This window comes from Flavobacterium granuli (genome assembly GCF_031456055.1).
Lineage (GTDB): Bacteria > Bacteroidota > Bacteroidia > Flavobacteriales > Flavobacteriaceae > Flavobacterium > Flavobacterium granuli_A.
The window spans coordinates 505,077-524,318 of sequence record NZ_JAVDTX010000001.1; the positions used below are offsets into that span (position 1 = coordinate 505,077).

A 19,242-nucleotide genomic window follows, 5' to 3' on the forward strand; every position below is an offset into this window, starting at 1 on the left:
CAATAAACCTTGTAAATTATAAAATGAATTATGTGAAAGAGTAGGACTATAAAACTTTTTCTATTATGTATTTAGTTGTATTAATCTCAAAAGTAAATCCCACCTTATTTCCCATCAATTTATTTCCAAGCGGAGATTGTGGAGACAAAGCTATAACATTAATACCATCAACATTGATTTTAGGAAGAGCAAGACTTAAGTATAAATATATTCCATTTGCCTTGACCAAACTACCCAAAATAATAGTTTCTGCCACAACAGAAGAGTCTAACTTATCTAAAACTGCTTTTTGAATCAATACTTCTTTGAGTTTCGCATTGAATTTTTCCTGTTCAATATGCATCATAGACAAGGCTGTTTCATGCTTATCGCCTGCCGAACCTTTGGCATCATTTTTAGAATCTTCCGTCAAAGCCGCAATCATGTCTCTGAAAGCATCTATTCTATCTTGAACTAATTGATTGTAATGCTGGTATATTTTTTGTTTGAAAGTCATTTTGTTTTAAAGAAGCTAAAAAATTATGAATTGCTAATATACAAAGGATCAAAGAAACTAAAATAGTGATTTGAACAGGAATTTTAATAAAATTAAAATTATTTACAATATCTATTTTAAAATTTAACACGCTATTATCTAATTTTAGTATTACAATCTATATTTTTAACTTCTTAATTAATTCAATAACTTATTATGAAAAAAACTTCGATTATTGCAACTATGGCATTTGGAATTATGATGGTTTGCACATCTAACGCAAATGCGCAAAAATTTCCTGGTTTAGATAAAAGCCCAATGGATATGGCTGCTTATCCTAATGATTACAAAGATGCTAACAAAACTGCAAGAATTATTTATGGAAGACCACAACTTAAAGGTCGTGCTTTGAGCGAATTGACTCCAACAGGAAAGCTTTGGAGAACGGGTGCTAATGAAGCTCCTGAAATTACTTTTTACAAGGATGTAAAATTAGGCAAAACAACAATTAAAGCAGGATCTTACTCTTTATTCACAATTCCAGAAAAAGATTCTTATACTATAATTATTAACAAAGACATAAACGTTTCGGGAAGTTCTACTTACAAAGAAGCGAATGATGTGGCTCGTTTAAAAGTTCCGGTAACAGAAGGTGATGAAGCTCTTGAAGCTTTCTCAATGGTTTTCACCAAAGGGGATACTGGTATTATTTTAAATTTAGGCTGGGATAAAGTACGTGTAGCTGTACCTTTTACAGAATAATATTTTCTTTTAAAGCAAAAAACGCTAAGGTTTCGTAGGAAAAGCAATAAAACAATATTGCCAACTCTGCTAAACTTAGCGTTTTTTTATTTTAAAACTATTTCCTTAAAAATCAAATTTATAATTTCCTCCCAACATCACTTGAAAACCTTGAACCGGAAAATTCATCCATTTTTGATTTTCGTTATTCAAAATGTTGTTGGCTTTTAAAAAGGCGGAAAACCTTTCGTTGTGTTTATATCTAATATTAGCATTCAAATCGAAATAACCATCCAATGTGATTGGCCCAGGATATGTAACATAAACAATATCAGTATTCAACTGTTGGTCTTTGCGTTCTCCTACATAAAACAAATTTATACCAGCAAACCATTTCTCCGTAATCGTAAAATCAGCTTTAGAGTTCAATTGAATCGTTGGCAAATTCCAAGCTTCTTCCTGAAATTTATTGGTATAACTGCTAATGGTCGCATCTGCTTCCACAGTAATGCCTTTGGCTAAATCTGCTTTGATTTCTCCATAAAGATGCATAATATTCATATCATCATAAACAACCTGAAATGAATTTCCGTATGCGTAATTTGCATTCGTGTTTATTTCTGTGTAGTCATTGCTTTTAAACAAGGCTTTGTTTTCGTCCTGCAAAAATGAAGCTTTGACGTCATAACTTACTGTACTCGCTAATTTCCCCTTTAAACCAATATGAACATCATACATCTCATTCGTCGGTTTAATCTCCAATGTAGGAGAAAGGAAAGGATTTCCATCAACAAAATCTTTATAGGTATTTTGTTCCAAATTCCCAATGGCACCTGTATAAAACACCATCAAATCACCTACTAAATTATAGGAAGCCGTAACCGATGGATAGACATAAAACTTGTTGCTGGAGTTATCCTTACCCATACTATAAACCAAGCCTGCTCCAATATCAATTGTCCAATCATCTCTTCTCATTACAAAACTTGGCACTATCCCCAAATTTGTAAAGCCATACTTAATGTCTGTAGTATTGGTCCCTGAATAATCTTTCTTAAAACTGCCATCAACATAATCTACAAATACTTTTGTTTTTATTGCTTCATCCAAAACATCAAACTTAAAAGTTGGCGCTAATAAAAATCGATTCTCAGCCGAACTATATGCATCCGAAAAATGAGTCAACTCAAGTTTAACATCTTTAACAAAAGCTTCTTCAAAAGCCAGAGCCCCACCGGCAGTAATTGTATTGTAAGATTGTTGCGGATCAATTCCGTTAATCAATGTAATACTTTCCTCAAATGTCACTGTACTTCCAAAGTTAGCGGGCAATCCATACCAATTGTAAATTTGATTTTGATACCCAAGCTTAACATTCCAAGACATTTCCTGTTCGTTTGACCCATAAATCAAATCGATTTTCGTATCATAATAAAAGTTGTCCAGCGTAATATCTTTTATATCTCCTTGAGAAGAATTATGTCGAAACATTCCTCCTATATATTCATTATTATTAAGATCTTCGTTCACATACAATTCTGCATTCAAAGACCCATAATTACCAATTCCGAATGTTGCATAATTTTTAAACAGGCGTTCTTGCTTAGCTTTATCAACTCCTTGAGCATTTCCTTTTGAAGGAGAAAAAGTGGAAGCCACAGGAAAAGGCAAAATTGAATATTTCACACTTTCTTTTTTGGCATTTTCATCATTCGTAATTACTGGAACTTCTTTTACTTTGAAAGCATCAGAAATTGTCGGTGTATAAGGTTTCACAACATTTACTACTTCCGTTCCTATATTGTCTTTTTTGTCTTGTGCAAAAGACAATTGCGAAAGTAATAAGAGAAAAATCCCCATTGTAATCTGCCCTCTAATCCCTTCAATCGAGGATATTGATTGTTTATTTATGAATGCTTTTATGTTTTTGATTATCATCTTTCTGTTTTTTGAACTTCTATTTCTGATTTCTATTTTCTGCCATCTGCACTATACTTCCCATTCTCCTTTTGCTATGAATTGTGTCTTTCCTCCTATTTTGATATCAAAATAATCTTCTGACAATTTCCCTTCAAAATAAATTCTCGAAGGTCTATTGATAAAATCCCCTTGATGATTGACTGTTTTAATTTCTGAGGAATGGTATTTCAAAAGAAAAGCTTGCAGGCAAGTACTTGCACTACCGGTAGCAGCATCTTCTATAATCTGATTATGTTCAATGCACAACATTCTGCTATAAAGTTTCCCTTCATCAAAACAATAGAAATACAATGCTCTATGATTTGTTCTACAATGAGCCTCTAACCATTCTTTCATTTTTACCAAATCAAGATTTAAATTCTCTAATGCTTTTTTACTTTTAAGCGGAACAATCACAAATGCACTTCCTGTGGTCACTTCCTGAATCGGAAATTTATCATCAAAATCGTCCGTCTTTAAATTACTGAAAGACAAAAAATCTTCCTTTGAAAAAACATCCCAAAATTGAGGTTGAGCCGCCTGTAACCAAACTAAATCTCCCGATTGCTGAATTGGAATTTCACCAACTGGAACCGATAATTTAAAATTTTGAGGTTGACTTTCAACTATTTTATTCATCAAAACCCAAGATGTCCCTATAATTGGATGACCTGCGAACCGCATTTCATGTTCTGCGGTAAAAATTCGAATTGATGCGCTCTTATTTTCTGCTTTAATGGCAGTAATAAAAGTACTTTCTGCAAAGTTAATTTCGCGTGCAATTTTTTGCATCTGTTCTGTATTCAGTCCATCAGCATCTAGAAAAACTGCCAGTTGATTTCCAGCATATTTTTCCTCTGCAAAAACATCGACTATATAAAAAGGTAATTTCATTCTGCTTTTTTATTTAGTTACTGATGAATTTGTTTTGGCTTCTTCCGTTTTTATTCTGTTCAGTTCTGTTTTCGCTTCTTCAACCACATCCGAATAATCGGTGAAGTTTTCGATTACATTTTCCAAAACATAAGTGGCCTGATAACTGTCTTTCAAACCATAATAATTCTTTGCCATTAGAATCAAACCTTTGGCTCCAAAATAGCGATAGCTTGAATAGTTTTTGGCTAATTTTTGAATCGCAGTATTTGAAATCTCGAATTTTCCGTCTTTATTTTTAAAATAAGCATCATAATACAACGCTTCCGCAGCCAATTCTCCTTTACTTACACTTAGCAATTTTGCGTAAGCGACTTTGGCTTTGGCTTCATCTCCAGATTGCATCGCAGAACGTGCAACAATTATTTGGGCATCACTTTTTACATTTTCTTCCGCTTTTGGATTCGCCAAAACCTTATCGGCATAAATCACAGAATTTGGATAATCCTTTGCTTCGTAATAACATTTCATCAAATTCGCTTGCGCAAAAGTCTTATTCTGTGGAAAATCGGCTTCATTTTCTATTCGAACCAAAACTGGAATTCCTTTGTCGCAATTTTTATCTTTCAAAAATATTTGAGCCAATCGAACCAAAGACTGCTCCGTATATTCACAACGAGGTTGACTTATTACATACTCATAATTAGTAACCGATTTACTTTCCGAACCTTCGGCGTAAAGCAATTGTGCCAATTGAAAATTAGCTTTAAGGATATGAACTCCATTTGGAAATTTTGAAACATAACTACTATATCCCGAAATAGCCTGTTTATTGTTACCCTGCCCCAACTGTTTTTCGGCGGCCTCAAAAGTGTCATTATCTAATTCCAAATCAGTAACTGCCACAAAATCTAATGTTCTTACCCAAGTGGCGTATTCATCTACTTTTCCGTTATCTACATAAATTAATCGAGCTGTAGAAACTGCTTCATAAGCTTCTGGAGTTTTAGGAAAATCGGAAGCCACTTTTTTAAATTTGGCTAAAGCCAAATCATCACGATCCGAATTATAGTAAATCAATCCTTGACGCAAAATAGCTCTTGAGGTATACGAACTGTTTTTTAGAGTTGTCACTAATTTATCATAGGATTTTATGGCTAAATCCTGTTTGTTATCGGCCACGTAGGTATTTCCTAATTCAAACAAAGCATCATCTTGGTAATCTGATTTTGGATACAATGTCAAAAATGAATTGAGTTCTTCTATCTTTTTGCTGTTTTTCGAAAGAAATCCGTAGCAAAGTGCTTTTTGAAAATAAGCATAATCAGCATCTACACTTTTGGATTCAATTACCTTAAGATAAGCATCAAGAGCTGATTGATATTTGGTCGTCACGAATCGGCAATCGGCAAGACGCAAATAGGAATCATTCAAACGAAACTTGTCTTCTTTATTATTGTCGATTTGGCTTTGAAAAGAATTCCCCGCAGCATCATATTCTTTCAACTTAAAATTAGCGTAAGCGATATTGTAATTGATGTTTTTAAACTCAAGAGTTTCTTTGGCTTTTGCCAAATCAGAAAACTGCTGATAACTCGATAAGGCTTCTTTATAATTTTCTAAACTATAATCTGACTCCGCTTTCCAAAAAGTGGCACGTGCTGTAATAGTCGCATCCTTTTGTTCTTTTAATGCTTTTTCAAACATCGATAAAGATTCAAAATAATTTCCTTCGTTGTATAATTCCAATCCTCTATAAAAAACTACTTTTTGATAAGCAATTCTATTTTCTGGAGTTTTATTTTTTTCTAATAAAACCAATGCTTCTTTATAGTTCTTGGATGAAATATAAGAGTCAACCAATAATTTCTCAATAATCTCATTATTTGGATTCGTTGGATATTTATTGATAAACCCTAATAAAACTTCAGGAACACTTTGATACGAATTTCCAATTTCATAACTCAATTTTGCATAATTAAAACTGGCGTCTTCTTGTAATTTTAAATTAAAATTCATTTCGGAAGCATTCTTGAAAGCATTCAAAGCCTGTTGTTTTTTACCCGATTCCAAATAACTTTCTCCCAAATGGTAATAAGCATTTTGGGCTATAAAATCATTTCCATCAATAATTTTATTGAATTGCGAAATCGCATTTTCATAATCCTTTTGCACATAATAGGCATAGCCCAATTGATAGAAATCGGTATTATTCCATTTCCCTTTTTTTCCTTTATATCCAACTAAATAAGGAATTGCTTTGTCGTATTGCTTTAGATTAAAATAGCTTTCACCAATAATTTTATTCAATTCTGATTTTTCTTCAGGAGTAGAATTCGGCATTGCTTTGATTCCTAAATCGATGGCTTTTTGAAAATCTCCCGATTTGAAACTCATATCCGATTTGTAGTAAGATAATTTCTCAGAGTATTTTTCATTACCCGAAACTTGGTCAAATTGTTTATTGGCCTCTACATAATCATCAGATTCGTAGGCCATAAAACCCATATAATACTTGCTTTGTGTTCCGTATTCATCGGTATTGGCAACTTTACTAAAATATTTTTGGGCTTCTTTTGTTTTTTTTGAATCAAAATAAGCATATCCTTTTTGAAAATTATACTTATTACGTTCACTGTCTCTCAGAACACTTTCATCTACCCTATTAAACCACAACAAGGCTTCTTTATAATCCCTATGATCGAAATAATAATAAGCAACATCAATAAAAGCTTGATTTTGCTTGCGACTTGCAGGATATTCCTCCACGAAACGATTAATCAGTTCCTCCGCATTATCCTGATCGGTACGAATCGCACAATTTGCAATGTAATAAGCGCAATCAGATTCCAATCCTTCGGTCGTGGCAACATCTTGAACATTCTTGAAAATGATTTGCGCCGAAGCATATTGTTTGTCCTCATATAAAGAAAGTGCTTTATCGAAGTCTTTTAATGGGTAAGTATAAATGGTCGATTCTTGTGAATAAAGGGACGTTATTTGAACAGTAAAAAGGATTAAAAAAAGTCCGGGAAGTTTACGCATTGTCGTTTTTTTTATAAGTCAAATATATTGTTTATGTCTTTTATAACGGAAGCCCTGAGGTTTTTATTATAAACTATTTTTAAACAAAAACCCACAGCCGGTCTATCTCCTTTGTGGTGAAGCGCTTTGTTGGAATTTGAATTTTGTTTTATTTTGGAAACTGAGTTCGATTTTTAATTTTTCCTTTTTTGAAATGATGAAAAAAAAACAAAATATCACCTTTTAGCCCCGGTTGAAGTGAAAATCCTTATAAGCCAGGGTTTGGCTTATAAGATTAAAACGGAAAACGGGACGATGCTGATAAAAATGCAAAATGTTTCTGCTCCAAAAATTAATAATATAGAATACAGGTTTGAAACTTAATTTTTGCATTTTACTTTTGTATTTGGATTTTATCTTTTTACTTTTACCCAATAAACAAATTCTATTATGTCACAATCTGTACTGTCTTTAAAAAACGTAAACATATATCAAGAAGGAAAAATCATTTTATCTGATGTTAATCTGGAAGTCAATCACGGCGAATTCATTTACATCATTGGAAAAACTGGTTCTGGAAAGAGTAGTTTATTAAAAACATTATACGCCGATTTGCCATTAACGGAAGGAGAAGGTAAAATTGTAGAATTTGATTTGGCTACTTTAAAAGAAGATGACATACCGTTTTTGAGAAGAAAATTTGGTATTGTTTTCCAAGATTTTAAATTACTTCCAGACCGTAGCGTTAAAGACAATATGCTTTTTGTTTTGAAAGCTACCGGATGGACGGATGTAAACGAAATGGATGCCAAAATAAACGAAGTACTTGACAAGGTAAATATGAAAGACTTTGCAAGCAAAATGCCGCACCAACTTTCAGGTGGAGAACAACAACGAATTGCTATCGCAAGAGCATTATTGAATGATCCTGAATTTATCCTTGCCGATGAACCTACAGGGAATTTGGATCCACAAACTAGCACTGAAGTTCTTGAAGTTTTAAGAAAAATCAATGCCAACGGTAAAACAGTCATTATGGCTACCCACGATTATGCCTTATTGATGAAATACCCATACAAAACCTTAAAATGTGAGGATGCAACCATTTTTGAAGTGGTACAAAGAACGGTGTAATGTTATCTATTCTTATTCCTGCTTACAATTACAATACATTTCCGCTTGTTTTAGAATTACATAAGCAATGTTTGGATTGTAAAATTCAATATGAAATTTTGTGTCAAGATGATGCTTCAAATTCAAAATGGAATATTGAGAATCAAAAAATAAATTCCCTAGATAATTGTACTTTTTTCATAAATAATTCCAACCTCGGAAGGGGAAATAACATCAATTCATTAGTAGAAAAATCAAAATATGAGGTTTTACTCCTAATGGATTGTGATACTTTTCCAACCCAAAATGATTTTATTCAAAAATATTGTGATGTAATTCCAACAGTATCAGTCGTATTTGGAGGCATTCAATACGAAAAAAAAACACCTAACAAGAAACAACTTTTACGTTGGGTTTATGGAAATAAAAGAGAAGCTATTTCGCTGGAAAATAGGAATAAAAACCCAAACAACAATACACTGACTTCCAATTTATTAATTAAAAAAGAAATCATCACGCAATATCCTTTTGACACAACTATTACAAAATATGGTTATGAAGATTTATGCTTTTTATCTTTATTAAAAACCAAAAACATTAAAGTTTCTCATATTGATAACCCAACCTATCATTTGAATTTGGAAACTTCTATTCTTTTTTTAGAAAAAACAAAAACAGCTATAGAGAATCTAGTTTACATTATCAATTCTGGAAAGTTTCCTACTATCGAAAGTAAAATCAATTCCGCTTATGTTGTTTTAAAAAAACTAAAACTAGTTGTGATATCAGCTTACATTTTCAATAAAACAGAATCAAAGATAATTTCTAATCTACTTTCTAAAAAACCTTCTCTTTTCCTTTTTGATCTTTACAAATTGGGTTATTATTGTAAAATTCAATCCAAATAATTATTTGTTTACCAAGGTTTCAAAAAGTGATTTCCATTGTTGCATTATGCTATCCAAATCATATTTTTTCACACTCTCTTGAGCATTTTGACCCATTTTTATTCTCAAATTTTCATCTTCAATAAGCAATTCCAGTTTTTGAACAAATAAATCTACATTTCCATCTTCAATCAAAAAACCATTCTCCCCTTCTTCAATAATGGCTCTTGGACCAGTCGGGCAATCATAGGCAACACAAGGCAGACCAGAAGCCATCGCCTCAAGCAATACCATTGGAAATCCTTCGGAACGAGAAGTCATAACATATACAGATGAAGCCAAATATTTTTCAGAAATATTTTTTTCAGGTTCGCTTAAATTCACATTGGATTCCATTCCCAACTCAAGAACTTCTTTTTTCAAATTTGTCACCGATTCTCCATAAATATCTAAAGTCCAATCTGGGTATTTCACACTCACTTTCTGCCAAATTACCAATAATCTGTCTAGTCCTTTTTCATAAGAATTTCGAGCAACTGCGATTACTTTTTTGGATTTTAAATCAGCTCTATTATCACTTTTTATCCAAGTAGGATTTGATATTACCAAACCGTTTTCTACATTCCATTCATTCAAACTTTCATTGGACAAAGCCACTAATTTTGAAAATTTATTTGCTCCAAAATCTTTGAATTTATATTTAAGTGAGCTTTTGAATTTTAAAATAAAATCCGATTTCAATTGTTTTTCTTCAATATATTTTGAACCGTGGCATTCAAAAATAATCGGAATCACATCAGACAGAACAAAAGGAATTGTATAGGCTTTCAAACCATTATCACAAACAATAATAACATCTGGTTGAATGCTTTCTATTTTACTTTTTAAAGACTTACGAAAAGAGCTGAAAAAATTAAAAACCGATCCTTCCAGAATCATATCATGGAAAACAATCTTTTCATGAAAAGAATAGAACAACGGAAAGTTTCCTTGATTTTGAGTAAGAATATGAACTTCATAACCAAGCATTTCGACAAGGTAATTCAGCTTTAGTGATAGAGCTCTAGCAACTCCACCTTCATTATTCAGTTTAGGAACTATATAAAATAATTTCATTTTTTGGTGCTCAGGAATTCATCAAAATCTCTTATATAATCTTCTTCCAAAAAATCATCAGAAGCCAAAACCAAACAAACAGCACCCGAAGAAAAATTTTCCAATTCACGCCAAATACCAGTGGGAATAAGCAACCCGACATTCGGTTTGTTTAACAAATAACGTTTTTTTTCAGTTCCGTTATTTACGGTTACTTCAAAACTTCCGCTTAAAGCAATTAGAACTTCCTGCTGATCGACATGAGCATGTCCACCTCTAAATGCACTACTTGGGACATCAAAAAGATAATAGACACGCTTGAATTCAAAGGGTAAAAAATCACTTTGAATAATTCCTAAATTCCCTCTTACATCTTCAACGACAGGTATTTTTAATAACTGAATAGCATTTAGTGTCCCCATTCTTAAATCGTATTAATCTGCATTAAATCCAACCATTGTTTTCCAATTGTATCCAACAAAAATGGAGTAACACTTTCTTTTGCATTTTGCTTGCAATATTGATATAATTTTTCATCTTCAACCAATGTGTTCATCGCTTCAGTCAGTTTTTCTATATTCTGATCTTCAACCAGAATTCCATTTTTTAAATTACTGATAATTTCTTTTGGGCCACAAGGACAATCGAATGAAACTACTGGAGTACCACAAGCCAATGACTCTAAAATAACATTTGGCAATCCTTCATTTTTACTGCTCAAAACTAAAAATCGAGCATTTTTTAAATATTTGAAAGGATTATTTTGATACCCTAAAAAATGCACAAAATCAATGGCATTACACTCTTTTGCTACTTTTTTTAATTCTTTGCTATCGCCTTCTCCTACTATCACAAGATGAATTTGTTTATCCATTAAAACAGCATTGGCATAACTCAAAATCAATTTATCAAACTGTTTTATACTATTTTCATATTGCCCGATTGCAATTATGTATTCGAAATCAATAGTAATTGGTTCATCACACTTTTCATAAATCTCCTCTAAATTAACAGGATTTGAAATTGTCACCACATTATTCAATTGATGCTTTTTGACAATCAATTCTTCCATTTGCTTCGTTATTGCGACATTGGCATAACAGTGACTGTACATTAATCGTGTCAACCAAGAATTATTTGGCATATAATGATCAATCAAAAAACTATGGATTGTAAAAATTGTTTTAGTGTTATAAATAAATCTGGCTAAAATTAATTCTTGAATGACTTTGGTTCGAAAACGAAAATCAATTATAAAATCAAAATCATTATCATTTAGATACTTTCGCAACGAAATCAGCCGCTTAATTTTATTGAATATTCCGTTAGTTTTATTCTTCAACAAACCTAAATTAATCAGTTTTCCGGAATAAGGATAAGAGACCTCATCCAAAACAATAATAATATGAACATCGATATTATTTTTTGCAAAGAAAATAGATAAATTGGCCATTACTTTATCACTGCCACCACCACTTAATCGATAACCGACTAATGCAATTTTATATTTTTTGTGGGGCAATATCATTTTCGTTTTGTTATTTTCGTCTCAAATATAGCTATTTTAAAAAATAATGCAGAACAATCCACTCGTTACTATTATTTGTTTGTGCTACAACCACGAAGCCTACGTAGTTGAGAGTTTAAATTCTGTTATTAATCAATCATACCCATTTATTGAACTCATCATCGTTGATGATTTCAGCATTGATTCTTCGAAGACAATTATTAGAACTTGGCTAGAAAAAAATCCTCAAATTCAGTTTATAACCAATGAAACCAATTTAGGCAATACTAAATCCTTTAACAAAGCACTAAAAATAGCCAAAGGAGAATATATAATCGACTTGGCTGCAGATGATATTTTATTACCCAATTGCGTGACATTACAACTTGAAGGCTTCAAAAACAGCCACCATAAAAACCTTGGTGTGGTTTATGGCAATGTTGAATTAATTTCAGAAAATGGTGTGTTCGAATCTTATTATTTCCCTGTAAACGATCAAAAAAAAATAATCGAAAATAGAATTACAGGAGACATTTATCAATCTGTTCTTTCTGGTGGCAATAGTATTTGTTCCGTATCTGCAATAATAAAGAAAACGGTATTCGATCATTTACAAGGTTATGATGAAACACTGGCTTATGAAGATTTGGATTTTTGGATTCGAGCTTCCCGCCAATATGAGTTTGACTTTATAGATGAACCTTTAGTTCAAAAAAGAACAGTTACTAATTCCTTAGGAAGTGACTTCTTCAAAAAAAAGGATAGCCGAGCAAAGAAAATAAATCACTCAACTTACTTAATTCTAAAAAAAGCAATCGAATTAAACCGAACGAGAAACGAAGATTTAGCTATTCAAAAAAGAATACATAATGAAATTATTCACACGTTAAAAATAAATGATTTTGGTTTGTTTTTGAAGCTTATCGGATTGCGGGTTTTGTTGATTAAGAGAAAGTTCTTTAAAAATTAATTATCGATTTAATCCTAAAACTGAACAATCAAGTATTTCATTAAAGGCTCTTTTTCATTTTCCCAATCACGGCTATAATTATTTTTCAAGAGTTTGGCTGGGATTCCTCCCAATAAAATATTACTTCCAAAATTTGTGTAATCTTTATTGCACAAAGAATTTGAAGCAATAACACAATAATCAGGGGTTTTAGTATTCGGCATTATCGAAATTCTATTAGAAAATGAATTATAACTACCTATATGAATTGGGCCTTTTAGCGGATACTGTTCACCTGTTAATGTGTTTATCATAGGGTGAAAATTTGTGTCCATTATTTGCGATTCATGCCCTATTCTAGACCATTCTCCAACAAGAAGTTTATGAGTACAAATAACCTTAACGCTAGACCCCAAACAAGTCATATACCCAAACTCACAGTCTGCATTTTGACCAACATACAAAATAACATCTTTCCCCATATGTGCATATCCATTAAATGTTAGCTTCCCATAAAGTGAAAGTTGCGCAATTCCTTTAGACTTAATTTCTATTTCAAATTGTTGCCCAAAGCCAATCATCGCTGTTTTAATTGGTCCGTTTATTATGATTTCACCTTGAATACTTTGAAAATGAACTTTCCCATAAAAAAAGACAGGAAGCTTTTTTGCTGTTTGAAAAGGAAATTTTTTAAAATTAAAATAAATTGTTTTTATCCAATTTACAGAATAATAAAACTTGATTTTATGATAAATCGTTCTCAGTTTTCTATATTTATTTTTCGCAAAATCAATCATTTCTTCTCTTTCTTATTGAATTAAATAAAAATTTCAAACCTATCTTTTCATTCAAATGATACAAAACAAATCCTAAAGACAAAGCTATCATTACCGCCATCAAACTGTATTTTAAAAATGGATTTGGAATGTATCGCATAAAAAAAGTGGCAACACACATCAATATGCAAATCATATAAGCACGATAAAATGCAATATCGAAGTAAAAATCATACCTCCTCTTTGTAATTATTTTTATCACCACTAAATGTATCAAATAGTAAATCAAAAAACTAAAACCGAGTCCTTCTAATCCATAAAAATAATACCCAAGTATATTCAAAACCACTGATAAAAAGTTAAATCCAAAAGCCGTTTTAATAAATATATTCGAATCTCCTTTGGCTATCAATATAAATCCCATTGACCATGAAACTGCCCGAAACAACATCGCCAATATTCCAAAACACACCATTGGAATTATCGAAATGAATTTGATTGTGTACAAGATTTTTATAATAAGCGGAACAAACGTTAAAAATAAAATTATTATTGGAGTTATAATAAAAATAGACATATAGGATTGCTCCATAACACTTATTCTGATTTTCTTGTTATCATTGCAAATAGAGGACAATTTTGGAAAATAGTCGGTACTCATTACTGTAAAAACAATTCCGACATACGAATTCAGTAATGTAAAACCCGCATTATAAAATCCTACTTCTTTTAATCCTCCAGTTTTTCCAACATAAATCTGAATGATATAAGATGCTAACAATGTCAGTAATCCACTTAACGTCAGCATTAATCCGAGTTTGATTATGCTTTTTCCTTCACCGAATAATTCAGAATTTGAAATAGTACTTTTTTCAATTTTAATTTTTCTCGAATAATAAAAAGACACCAACAAAGAAGAAACTGAGATTACCAGAATTGTTGGTACAATGGCGTCAATTCGATAAAAGTAATACAAGGGAATGGAAAATAATAATCCTATCAAATTTCCATAAAAATTAGCTTTGGCTAATATTTTCAGCTTTCGCAAACCTTGAAAAACTACCATTTGCCCAACAGACAACTGCTTAAACAATAAAGTTATTGACAGGTAAATAAACAGATAGGTATAATCTGAATTACCAAAAGTAAGTTCACTCAACCAACTTGAAAATAATGCAACAATCAATGTTCCAAAAATCCCCGTTACAAATGCTATTTTTTTAACAATGGTAATTATTGGAGAAACCGCTTTTAAATCTTCCTCGTTATACTGTTCTGAAATGTGTTTTATGGCACTGGTTTCAATTCCTAAACCCGTAATTCCGCTAACCGTATTCAGTGCCGAATTCAATAGCGAAATAATCCCCATCCCTGCAGGTCCAATAAAAATCGCGATCAATTTTGTTCTGACAATTGAAATAAGAATATTAAAAAATTGAACTCCACCAAAAATAGATGTTGCTCTTACAATTTGCAGGTATGAAGATTTGCTTTCGGTCACTATTTCAATATTTATTTAAAATTGAAATTACATAACTTACCTCATCCATTGTCATAACAGGACTTATAGGCAAACTCAATACTTCATTGTGTATTTTTTCAGTTATTGGGAAAGACAAATCATTCCAGGATTCCAAAGCTTTTTGCTTATGTGGTGGGATCGGATAATGAATTACAGTTTCGATATTGTTTGCTTCTAAATAATTTTGCAAATCATTTCTGTTTTTGGTGCGAATAACAAAAAGATGAAAGACGTGATTATTAGACAAATCCCAAAAAGGCAATATAATTTTATCATTTTTTATCTCGGACAAATAACGTTTGGCAATAGCTTTTCGCTTTTCATTATCAGCATTCAAGGTGGGTAATTTTAGATTCAAAAATGCAGCTTGCAACTCATCCAATCTAGAGTTGACACCTATAAAATCATTCTGATATTTTGTTTCCGAACCGTAATTACGAAGGGACCGAATCGTTTTGGCGAGTTCGAAATCATTTGTAACTACAGCACCTCCATCACCAAGAGCACCAAGATTTTTTGTTGGATAAAAACTATATGCTACTGCGTTTGACTTTAGATTGCTGATTGCACCAGCCGATTGGGCTGCATCTTCAACCACAATCAAATTATTTTGCTTTGCTATATCATGAATTATATCCATTTCGGCCAATTGACCGTAAAGATGCACTGCTAGAATAGCTTTGGTTTTAGATGTTATTTTACTTTGAATTAAACCTGGATTAATATTGTAGGTTTCCAACTTTGGCTCCACTAAAACAGGCACTAAATCAGCTTGAAGTATTGCAAGGATACTGGCGATATAAGTATTCGCAGGTACAATAACTTCATCTCCTCTTTGTAGTTTCCCTAATTGAATATATCCTTTAAAAATAAGTGTTAGGGCATCCAAACCATTCCCAACTCCTACACAATAATTATAAGCACAATATTTAGCAAAATTGTTTTCAAACTCTTGAACCTCCTTGCCTAAAATATACCAACCACTGGACAAAACCGATTTCAATTTCTCTTGAAAAGCAGTTTCGTAAGGTTCGTTTATTTTTTTTAAGTCTAAGAATTTTATCATTGAATAAGCTAATGAATTATGAGTTAGCAGTTACTACTTGAAAACGGAATCCAGTTTTGAATAATTAATTGTTTCCACTTCATAAAAATCCTGTACAAAAGTACTTGCACCAAAACTTTCTTTCCAAAAAGACAATCCTCTATTGAGTAATCTTCCTTGATTTTCATTGGAAGTTCCAAAATCAAAGAAGCGTTTATTTTTGAAAACATCAGTAATTAAATGATGAAATAGAAAATCTATTCCTCCCAATTCGTTTTTACCTTCTATACCAGAAATATATTGGCAATGAGCTACATTCAAACTTTCAAAAATAGTAGTTCCAGCAACAATAGTTCCATTTTCATAAACGTTAAATTGTCTAATTTCATCAGAAAACAAAACTTTCAATTTTGTAATTTCTTCTAAGTTATGTACCGGTTTCGCTTGATGTTTAGAAGCTAAATTTGGAATTAAAATATCATTCCAGAATAACTCAAAATCATCAACTTCTTTTATTTGTAATTTATTCTTTTTCCCTTTCACAATCCCCTCTTTTCTTCCAGATGCAATAAATACATTTTCAGACAAATTAATAGTAGCTAAAGCATCTCGTCTAATTAACTGGGCTTCTGCCAAAAACAAAGTATAATTTAATTCTTCGGCAGGCTTTTGATGGTAAATCGGAGGAATCAATTTCAACTGCATTTTTTGAATTTTATTTTCATTCAAAAAAAACAATATACTCCTAAAAATTTCAATAACTGATGCTAATTTTATTTTCTCATTATAAACCAAACCACCATACGTTAGCCCCTGATGTGAATAGACACATTCATCAACTTTATTTGCAGGTAATATTGCGACTAACTTTTCACCTTCAAAAACCATCAAAGAATAATCATCAAACCGGTCTTTGTGGTATTCTATAAAATCACGATGAAACAAGAAAGTAGCATTTTTGGCTACGCTTATAAAAGCATTCCAATTTGCATAATCCTTTTCTTGATATCGTTTTACGGTGTAGTTTTTCAAAATTGAGTATTAAGGACTGGAAAAGTACACAATTAGAGTAATATTCTAAATACGAATGGCGAAAAACTTAAAAACCAAAAATTGCTTTTATTTTCCATGCTCTATTGGAGACAGATGCCAATTGTATCGTTTGGCTAATATGCGAACCACAATAATAACTAAAGAGGTAATTAGGTATAAAACATCGTCCTCGACATTCCATTTTTTTAGGATAAAAAATACGATTCCACCCAGAATACAGATGGTCGCATAAATTTCTTCGCGAAAAATCACGGGGATTTCGGTGCATAAAATATCTCGAGTGACACCTCCAAAACAAGCTGTCATAGTTCCCAAAGCGATACAAATAACTGGATGAAGTTGGTAATCTATTCCTTTTTGAATTCCGATTAAGGTAAAAACACCTAATCCAATAGTGTCAAATAATGCTAATGAAGTGCGAAGTTTATCTAATCTTTTTCTAAATAATATTGTTAAAACAAAACCTAAAATAATCACATAAACATAAGTCAGATCCTGCATCCAACCTACCGGTGTGCGGCCAATCATTACATCACGCAGGGTTCCACCTCCAACTGCGGTCACAAATGCAATGATAAAAACGCCAAACGGGTCTAGCTTTTTACTCATCGCTGTTAATGCGCCAGACATTGCAAAAGCCATAGTTCCAATAATGTCGAGTAGGTGAAACATTGAGATTGTAGATTTTTAGACTGCAGATTTTAAATTGCAGATTACGGTTAGGATTTCGTGCTCAAAATTAAATAAAATAAGGACTTACTGTTGATTATTTTAAGAATTTAAAAAATGGTAGTACCTTAGCACTTTAGCAACTTTGTATTTTTTCCTTTGAAATTCCCATGAAACAAATCACTTCCATCCAAAATCCTTTTATTAAATCCTTGGTATTATTACAGGAAAAATCAAAAGCCCGCAAACAATCGGGAACGTTCTTGATTGAAGGAAAACGCGAAATTTCACTTGCCTTAAAAGGAGGATATGAAATAGAAACGATTTTGTTTTTACCAGAAGTTTGTTCGGAAACGGAAACCCGTAAATTATCAAATAACGCTGAATTGATAGAAATCAACAAAGATGTCTATCAAAAACTAGCGTATCGAGACACTACTGAAGGGATTTTGGCAATAGCCAAAGCCAAATCGATGCAGTTATCGGATTTACAATTATCCGAAAATCCATTAATTATTATTGCAGAAGCTCCCGAAAAACCAGGAAATATTGGCGCTTTATTACGCACTGCCGATGCAGCAAATCTAGACGCCGTGATTATTGCTAATCCAAAAAGTGATTTATACAATCCTAATGTAGTCCGCTCGAGCGTAGGTTGTTTGTTTACCAATCAGATTGCAACGGGAACAACTACTGAGATCATCATGTTTTTGAAAGAAAGAAACATCAATTTTTATTGCGCCACTCTCCAAAACTCTACTTCCTATCACACCCAAAATTACACTTCGCCGACAGCTTTGGTTGTAGGAACTGAAGCCACAGGACTTACACAGGAATGGCGTGATGCTGCCACCCAAAACATTATCATCCCAATGCAAGGAGAAATAGACAGCATGAATGTATCAGTAGCCGCAGCAATTTTGATATTTGAAGCCAAAAGACAAAGGGGGTTTTAGATTGCAGATTTTGGAATTAAAAATATCACCTACCTAACATTTTTTTTCACCAATTACGAATGAAATTCATATTATTAAAAAAATTGAATAAAAAACATCATTTCATTTTATTTAATTGACATATCAATTATATTTGCATCAATATTTTAAATAAAAATACATGGAAAAGCTAAATGACATCATTTTTTATTCAATTGAAAAATCAATAAAAGCTTATCGGCAATTCGCACAAAAAAATATATCTAAAGCAGGTATTGAAATAACCATTGACCAATGGCTTGTTTTGAAAACTATTGAAGAAGACAATTCAATATCGCAAAAAGATATTGCTCATAAAACATTTAAAGATGTTGCTTCTATAACCCGAATCATTGAATTATTAGTACAGAAAGGGTATTTATCAAGAAATTTAAAGTCTGAAGACAGAAGAAGATTTGATTTGACTTTAACAAATGAGGGAAATGTAATTATTGAAAAAATGCAGCCTTATATCCAAATAAATAGATCTCAAGCGCTAAAAAATATAACCAATGAGGAAATAATGAATCTCCAATCAACTCTTCTAAAAATAATCTCAAACATCAATTAAATCACAAAA

Annotated in this window: 18 protein-coding genes; 6 read left to right on the top strand and 12 right to left on the bottom strand. The window is 32.0% G+C overall.

Going from position 1 to position 19,242, the window contains the following annotated elements; all coding sequences use genetic code 11:
* Positions 1–46: 46 nt before the first annotated feature.
* Positions 47–496, bottom strand: a complete 450-nt coding sequence (locus J2W95_RS02180) for a hypothetical protein (protein WP_310003485.1) — start codon at positions 494–496, stop codon at positions 47–49.
* A gap of 195 nt (positions 497–691) precedes the next feature.
* On the opposite strand from J2W95_RS02180, the gene J2W95_RS02185 reads away from it, so the two are divergent.
* A complete protein-coding gene (locus tag J2W95_RS02185; protein WP_310003487.1) occupies positions 692–1,237 on the top strand; it encodes a DUF2911 domain-containing protein in 546 nt (181 codons plus the stop codon).
* Positions 1,238–1,342: 105 nt separating this feature from the next.
* Here J2W95_RS02185 and J2W95_RS02190 read toward each other — a convergent pair whose 3' ends face one another.
* The 3 genes from J2W95_RS02190 to J2W95_RS02200 are packed head-to-tail and all read right to left on the bottom strand — an operon-like array spanning position 1,343 to position 7,093.
* The gene (locus J2W95_RS02190; protein ID WP_310003489.1) at positions 1,343–3,154 is read right to left on the bottom strand and encodes a TonB-dependent receptor; all 1,812 of its coding nucleotides are present in this window, start codon (positions 3,152–3,154) and stop codon (positions 1,343–1,345) included.
* Between the two features lie 51 nt (positions 3,155–3,205).
* Positions 3,206–4,069, bottom strand: coding sequence for a PhzF family phenazine biosynthesis protein (locus J2W95_RS02195; protein ID WP_310003491.1), 864 nt, complete (start codon positions 4,067–4,069; stop codon positions 3,206–3,208).
* A 9-nt stretch (positions 4,070–4,078) separates the two neighbouring features.
* The gene (locus J2W95_RS02200) at positions 4,079–7,093 is read right to left on the bottom strand and encodes a tetratricopeptide repeat protein (RefSeq protein ID WP_310003493.1); all 3,015 of its coding nucleotides are present in this window, start codon (positions 7,091–7,093) and stop codon (positions 4,079–4,081) included.
* A 429-nt stretch (positions 7,094–7,522) separates the two neighbouring features.
* Here J2W95_RS02200 and J2W95_RS02205 point away from each other — a divergent pair, with 429 nt between their 5' ends.
* Together J2W95_RS02205 and J2W95_RS02210 are read left to right on the top strand one after the other, a co-directional pair.
* Positions 7,523–8,206 carry a cell division ATP-binding protein FtsE gene (locus J2W95_RS02205; protein ID WP_310003494.1) on the top strand — a complete coding sequence of 228 codons (684 nt, stop codon included), beginning with the start codon at positions 7,523–7,525 and terminating at the stop codon, positions 8,204–8,206.
* Positions 8,206–9,093 carry a glycosyltransferase family 2 protein gene (locus J2W95_RS02210; protein ID WP_310003496.1) on the top strand — a complete coding sequence of 296 codons (888 nt, stop codon included), beginning with the start codon at positions 8,206–8,208 and terminating at the stop codon, positions 9,091–9,093. Before J2W95_RS02205 ends, J2W95_RS02210 begins: the two co-directional genes overlap by 1 nt.
* Here the strand turns inward: J2W95_RS02210 and J2W95_RS02215 are convergent, their stop codons facing one another.
* The 3 genes from J2W95_RS02215 to J2W95_RS02225 are packed head-to-tail and all read right to left on the bottom strand — an operon-like array spanning position 9,094 to position 11,689.
* On the bottom strand, positions 9,094–10,188 hold the full coding sequence (locus J2W95_RS02215; RefSeq protein WP_310003499.1) for a glycosyltransferase family 4 protein: 1,095 nt from the start codon (positions 10,186–10,188) through the stop codon (positions 9,094–9,096).
* Positions 10,185–10,589 carry a sugar 3,4-ketoisomerase gene (locus J2W95_RS02220; protein ID WP_310003501.1) on the bottom strand — a complete coding sequence of 135 codons (405 nt, stop codon included), beginning with the start codon at positions 10,587–10,589 and terminating at the stop codon, positions 10,185–10,187. Before J2W95_RS02220 ends, J2W95_RS02215 begins: the two co-directional genes overlap by 4 nt.
* Before the next feature lie 2 nt (positions 10,590–10,591).
* Positions 10,592–11,689, bottom strand: coding sequence for a glycosyltransferase (locus J2W95_RS02225; RefSeq protein WP_310003503.1), 1,098 nt, complete (start codon positions 11,687–11,689; stop codon positions 10,592–10,594).
* 52 nt (positions 11,690–11,741) lie between these two features.
* Here J2W95_RS02225 and J2W95_RS02230 point away from each other — a divergent pair, with 52 nt between their 5' ends.
* Positions 11,742–12,644 carry a glycosyltransferase gene (locus tag J2W95_RS02230; RefSeq protein WP_310003505.1) on the top strand — a complete coding sequence of 301 codons (903 nt, stop codon included), beginning with the start codon at positions 11,742–11,744 and terminating at the stop codon, positions 12,642–12,644.
* 14 nt (positions 12,645–12,658) lie between these two features.
* On the opposite strand, the gene J2W95_RS02235 is transcribed toward J2W95_RS02230, so the two are convergent.
* The 5 genes from J2W95_RS02235 to J2W95_RS02255 all read right to left on the bottom strand — a co-directional run bounded on the left by J2W95_RS02235 (position 12,659) and on the right by J2W95_RS02255 (position 17,691).
* On the bottom strand, positions 12,659–13,420 hold the full coding sequence (locus J2W95_RS02235; RefSeq protein WP_310003507.1) for an acyltransferase: 762 nt from the start codon (positions 13,418–13,420) through the stop codon (positions 12,659–12,661).
* The gene (locus J2W95_RS02240) at positions 13,413–14,900 is read right to left on the bottom strand and encodes an oligosaccharide flippase family protein (protein WP_310003509.1); all 1,488 of its coding nucleotides are present in this window, start codon (positions 14,898–14,900) and stop codon (positions 13,413–13,415) included. Before J2W95_RS02240 ends, J2W95_RS02235 begins: the two co-directional genes overlap by 8 nt.
* Positions 14,901–14,904: 4 nt before the next feature.
* The gene (locus J2W95_RS02245) at positions 14,905–15,987 is read right to left on the bottom strand and encodes a DegT/DnrJ/EryC1/StrS family aminotransferase (protein WP_310003511.1); all 1,083 of its coding nucleotides are present in this window, start codon (positions 15,985–15,987) and stop codon (positions 14,905–14,907) included.
* Positions 15,988–16,020: 33 nt separating this feature from the next.
* Positions 16,021–16,998 (bottom strand): GNAT family N-acetyltransferase, encoded by a 978-nt coding sequence (locus J2W95_RS02250; protein ID WP_310003513.1) that lies wholly within the window; start codon positions 16,996–16,998, stop codon positions 16,021–16,023.
* 87 nt (positions 16,999–17,085) lie between these two features.
* Positions 17,086–17,691 (bottom strand): trimeric intracellular cation channel family protein, encoded by a 606-nt coding sequence (locus tag J2W95_RS02255; protein ID WP_310003515.1) that lies wholly within the window; start codon positions 17,689–17,691, stop codon positions 17,086–17,088.
* A gap of 167 nt (positions 17,692–17,858) precedes the next feature.
* On the opposite strand from J2W95_RS02255, the gene J2W95_RS02260 reads away from it, so the two are divergent.
* On the top strand, positions 17,859–18,644 hold the full coding sequence (locus J2W95_RS02260) for a TrmH family RNA methyltransferase (protein ID WP_310003517.1): 786 nt from the start codon (positions 17,859–17,861) through the stop codon (positions 18,642–18,644).
* 160 nt (positions 18,645–18,804) lie between these two features.
* On the top strand, positions 18,805–19,233 hold the full coding sequence (locus J2W95_RS02265) for a MarR family winged helix-turn-helix transcriptional regulator (protein WP_310003518.1): 429 nt from the start codon (positions 18,805–18,807) through the stop codon (positions 19,231–19,233).
* The last annotated feature ends 9 nt before the right edge of the window (positions 19,234–19,242 follow it).

What these genes read in the sequence shown, in the direction of transcription:
- J2W95_RS02195 (WP_310003491.1), bottom strand. Translation starts at nt 4,069, where the DNA reads ATGAAATTACCTTTTTATATAGTCGATGTTTTTGCAGAGGAAAAATAT.
- J2W95_RS02205 (WP_310003494.1), top strand. Translation starts at nt 7,523, where the DNA reads ATGTCACAATCTGTACTGTCTTTAAAAAACGTAAACATATATCAAGAA.
- J2W95_RS02235 (WP_310003507.1), bottom strand. Translation starts at nt 13,420, where the DNA reads ATGATTGATTTTGCGAAAAATAAATATAGAAAACTGAGAACGATTTAT.
- J2W95_RS02265 (WP_310003518.1), top strand. Translation starts at nt 18,805, where the DNA reads ATGGAAAAGCTAAATGACATCATTTTTTATTCAATTGAAAAATCAATA.
- J2W95_RS02215 (WP_310003499.1), bottom strand. Translation starts at nt 10,188, where the DNA reads ATGAAATTATTTTATATAGTTCCTAAACTGAATAATGAAGGTGGAGTT.
- J2W95_RS02260 (WP_310003517.1), top strand. Translation starts at nt 17,859, where the DNA reads ATGAAACAAATCACTTCCATCCAAAATCCTTTTATTAAATCCTTGGTA.
- J2W95_RS02185 (WP_310003487.1), top strand. Translation starts at nt 692, where the DNA reads ATGAAAAAAACTTCGATTATTGCAACTATGGCATTTGGAATTATGATG.
- J2W95_RS02245 (WP_310003511.1), bottom strand. Translation starts at nt 15,987, where the DNA reads ATGATAAAATTCTTAGACTTAAAAAAAATAAACGAACCTTACGAAACT.
- J2W95_RS02255 (WP_310003515.1), bottom strand. Translation starts at nt 17,691, where the DNA reads ATGTTTCACCTACTCGACATTATTGGAACTATGGCTTTTGCAATGTCT.
- J2W95_RS02210 (WP_310003496.1), top strand. Translation starts at nt 8,206, where the DNA reads ATGTTATCTATTCTTATTCCTGCTTACAATTACAATACATTTCCGCTT.
- J2W95_RS02190 (WP_310003489.1), bottom strand. Translation starts at nt 3,154, where the DNA reads ATGATAATCAAAAACATAAAAGCATTCATAAATAAACAATCAATATCC.
- J2W95_RS02200 (WP_310003493.1), bottom strand. Translation starts at nt 7,093, where the DNA reads ATGCGTAAACTTCCCGGACTTTTTTTAATCCTTTTTACTGTTCAAATA.
- J2W95_RS02230 (WP_310003505.1), top strand. Translation starts at nt 11,742, where the DNA reads ATGCAGAACAATCCACTCGTTACTATTATTTGTTTGTGCTACAACCAC.
- J2W95_RS02180 (WP_310003485.1), bottom strand. Translation starts at nt 496, where the DNA reads ATGACTTTCAAACAAAAAATATACCAGCATTACAATCAATTAGTTCAA.
- J2W95_RS02220 (WP_310003501.1), bottom strand. Translation starts at nt 10,589, where the DNA reads ATGGGGACACTAAATGCTATTCAGTTATTAAAAATACCTGTCGTTGAA.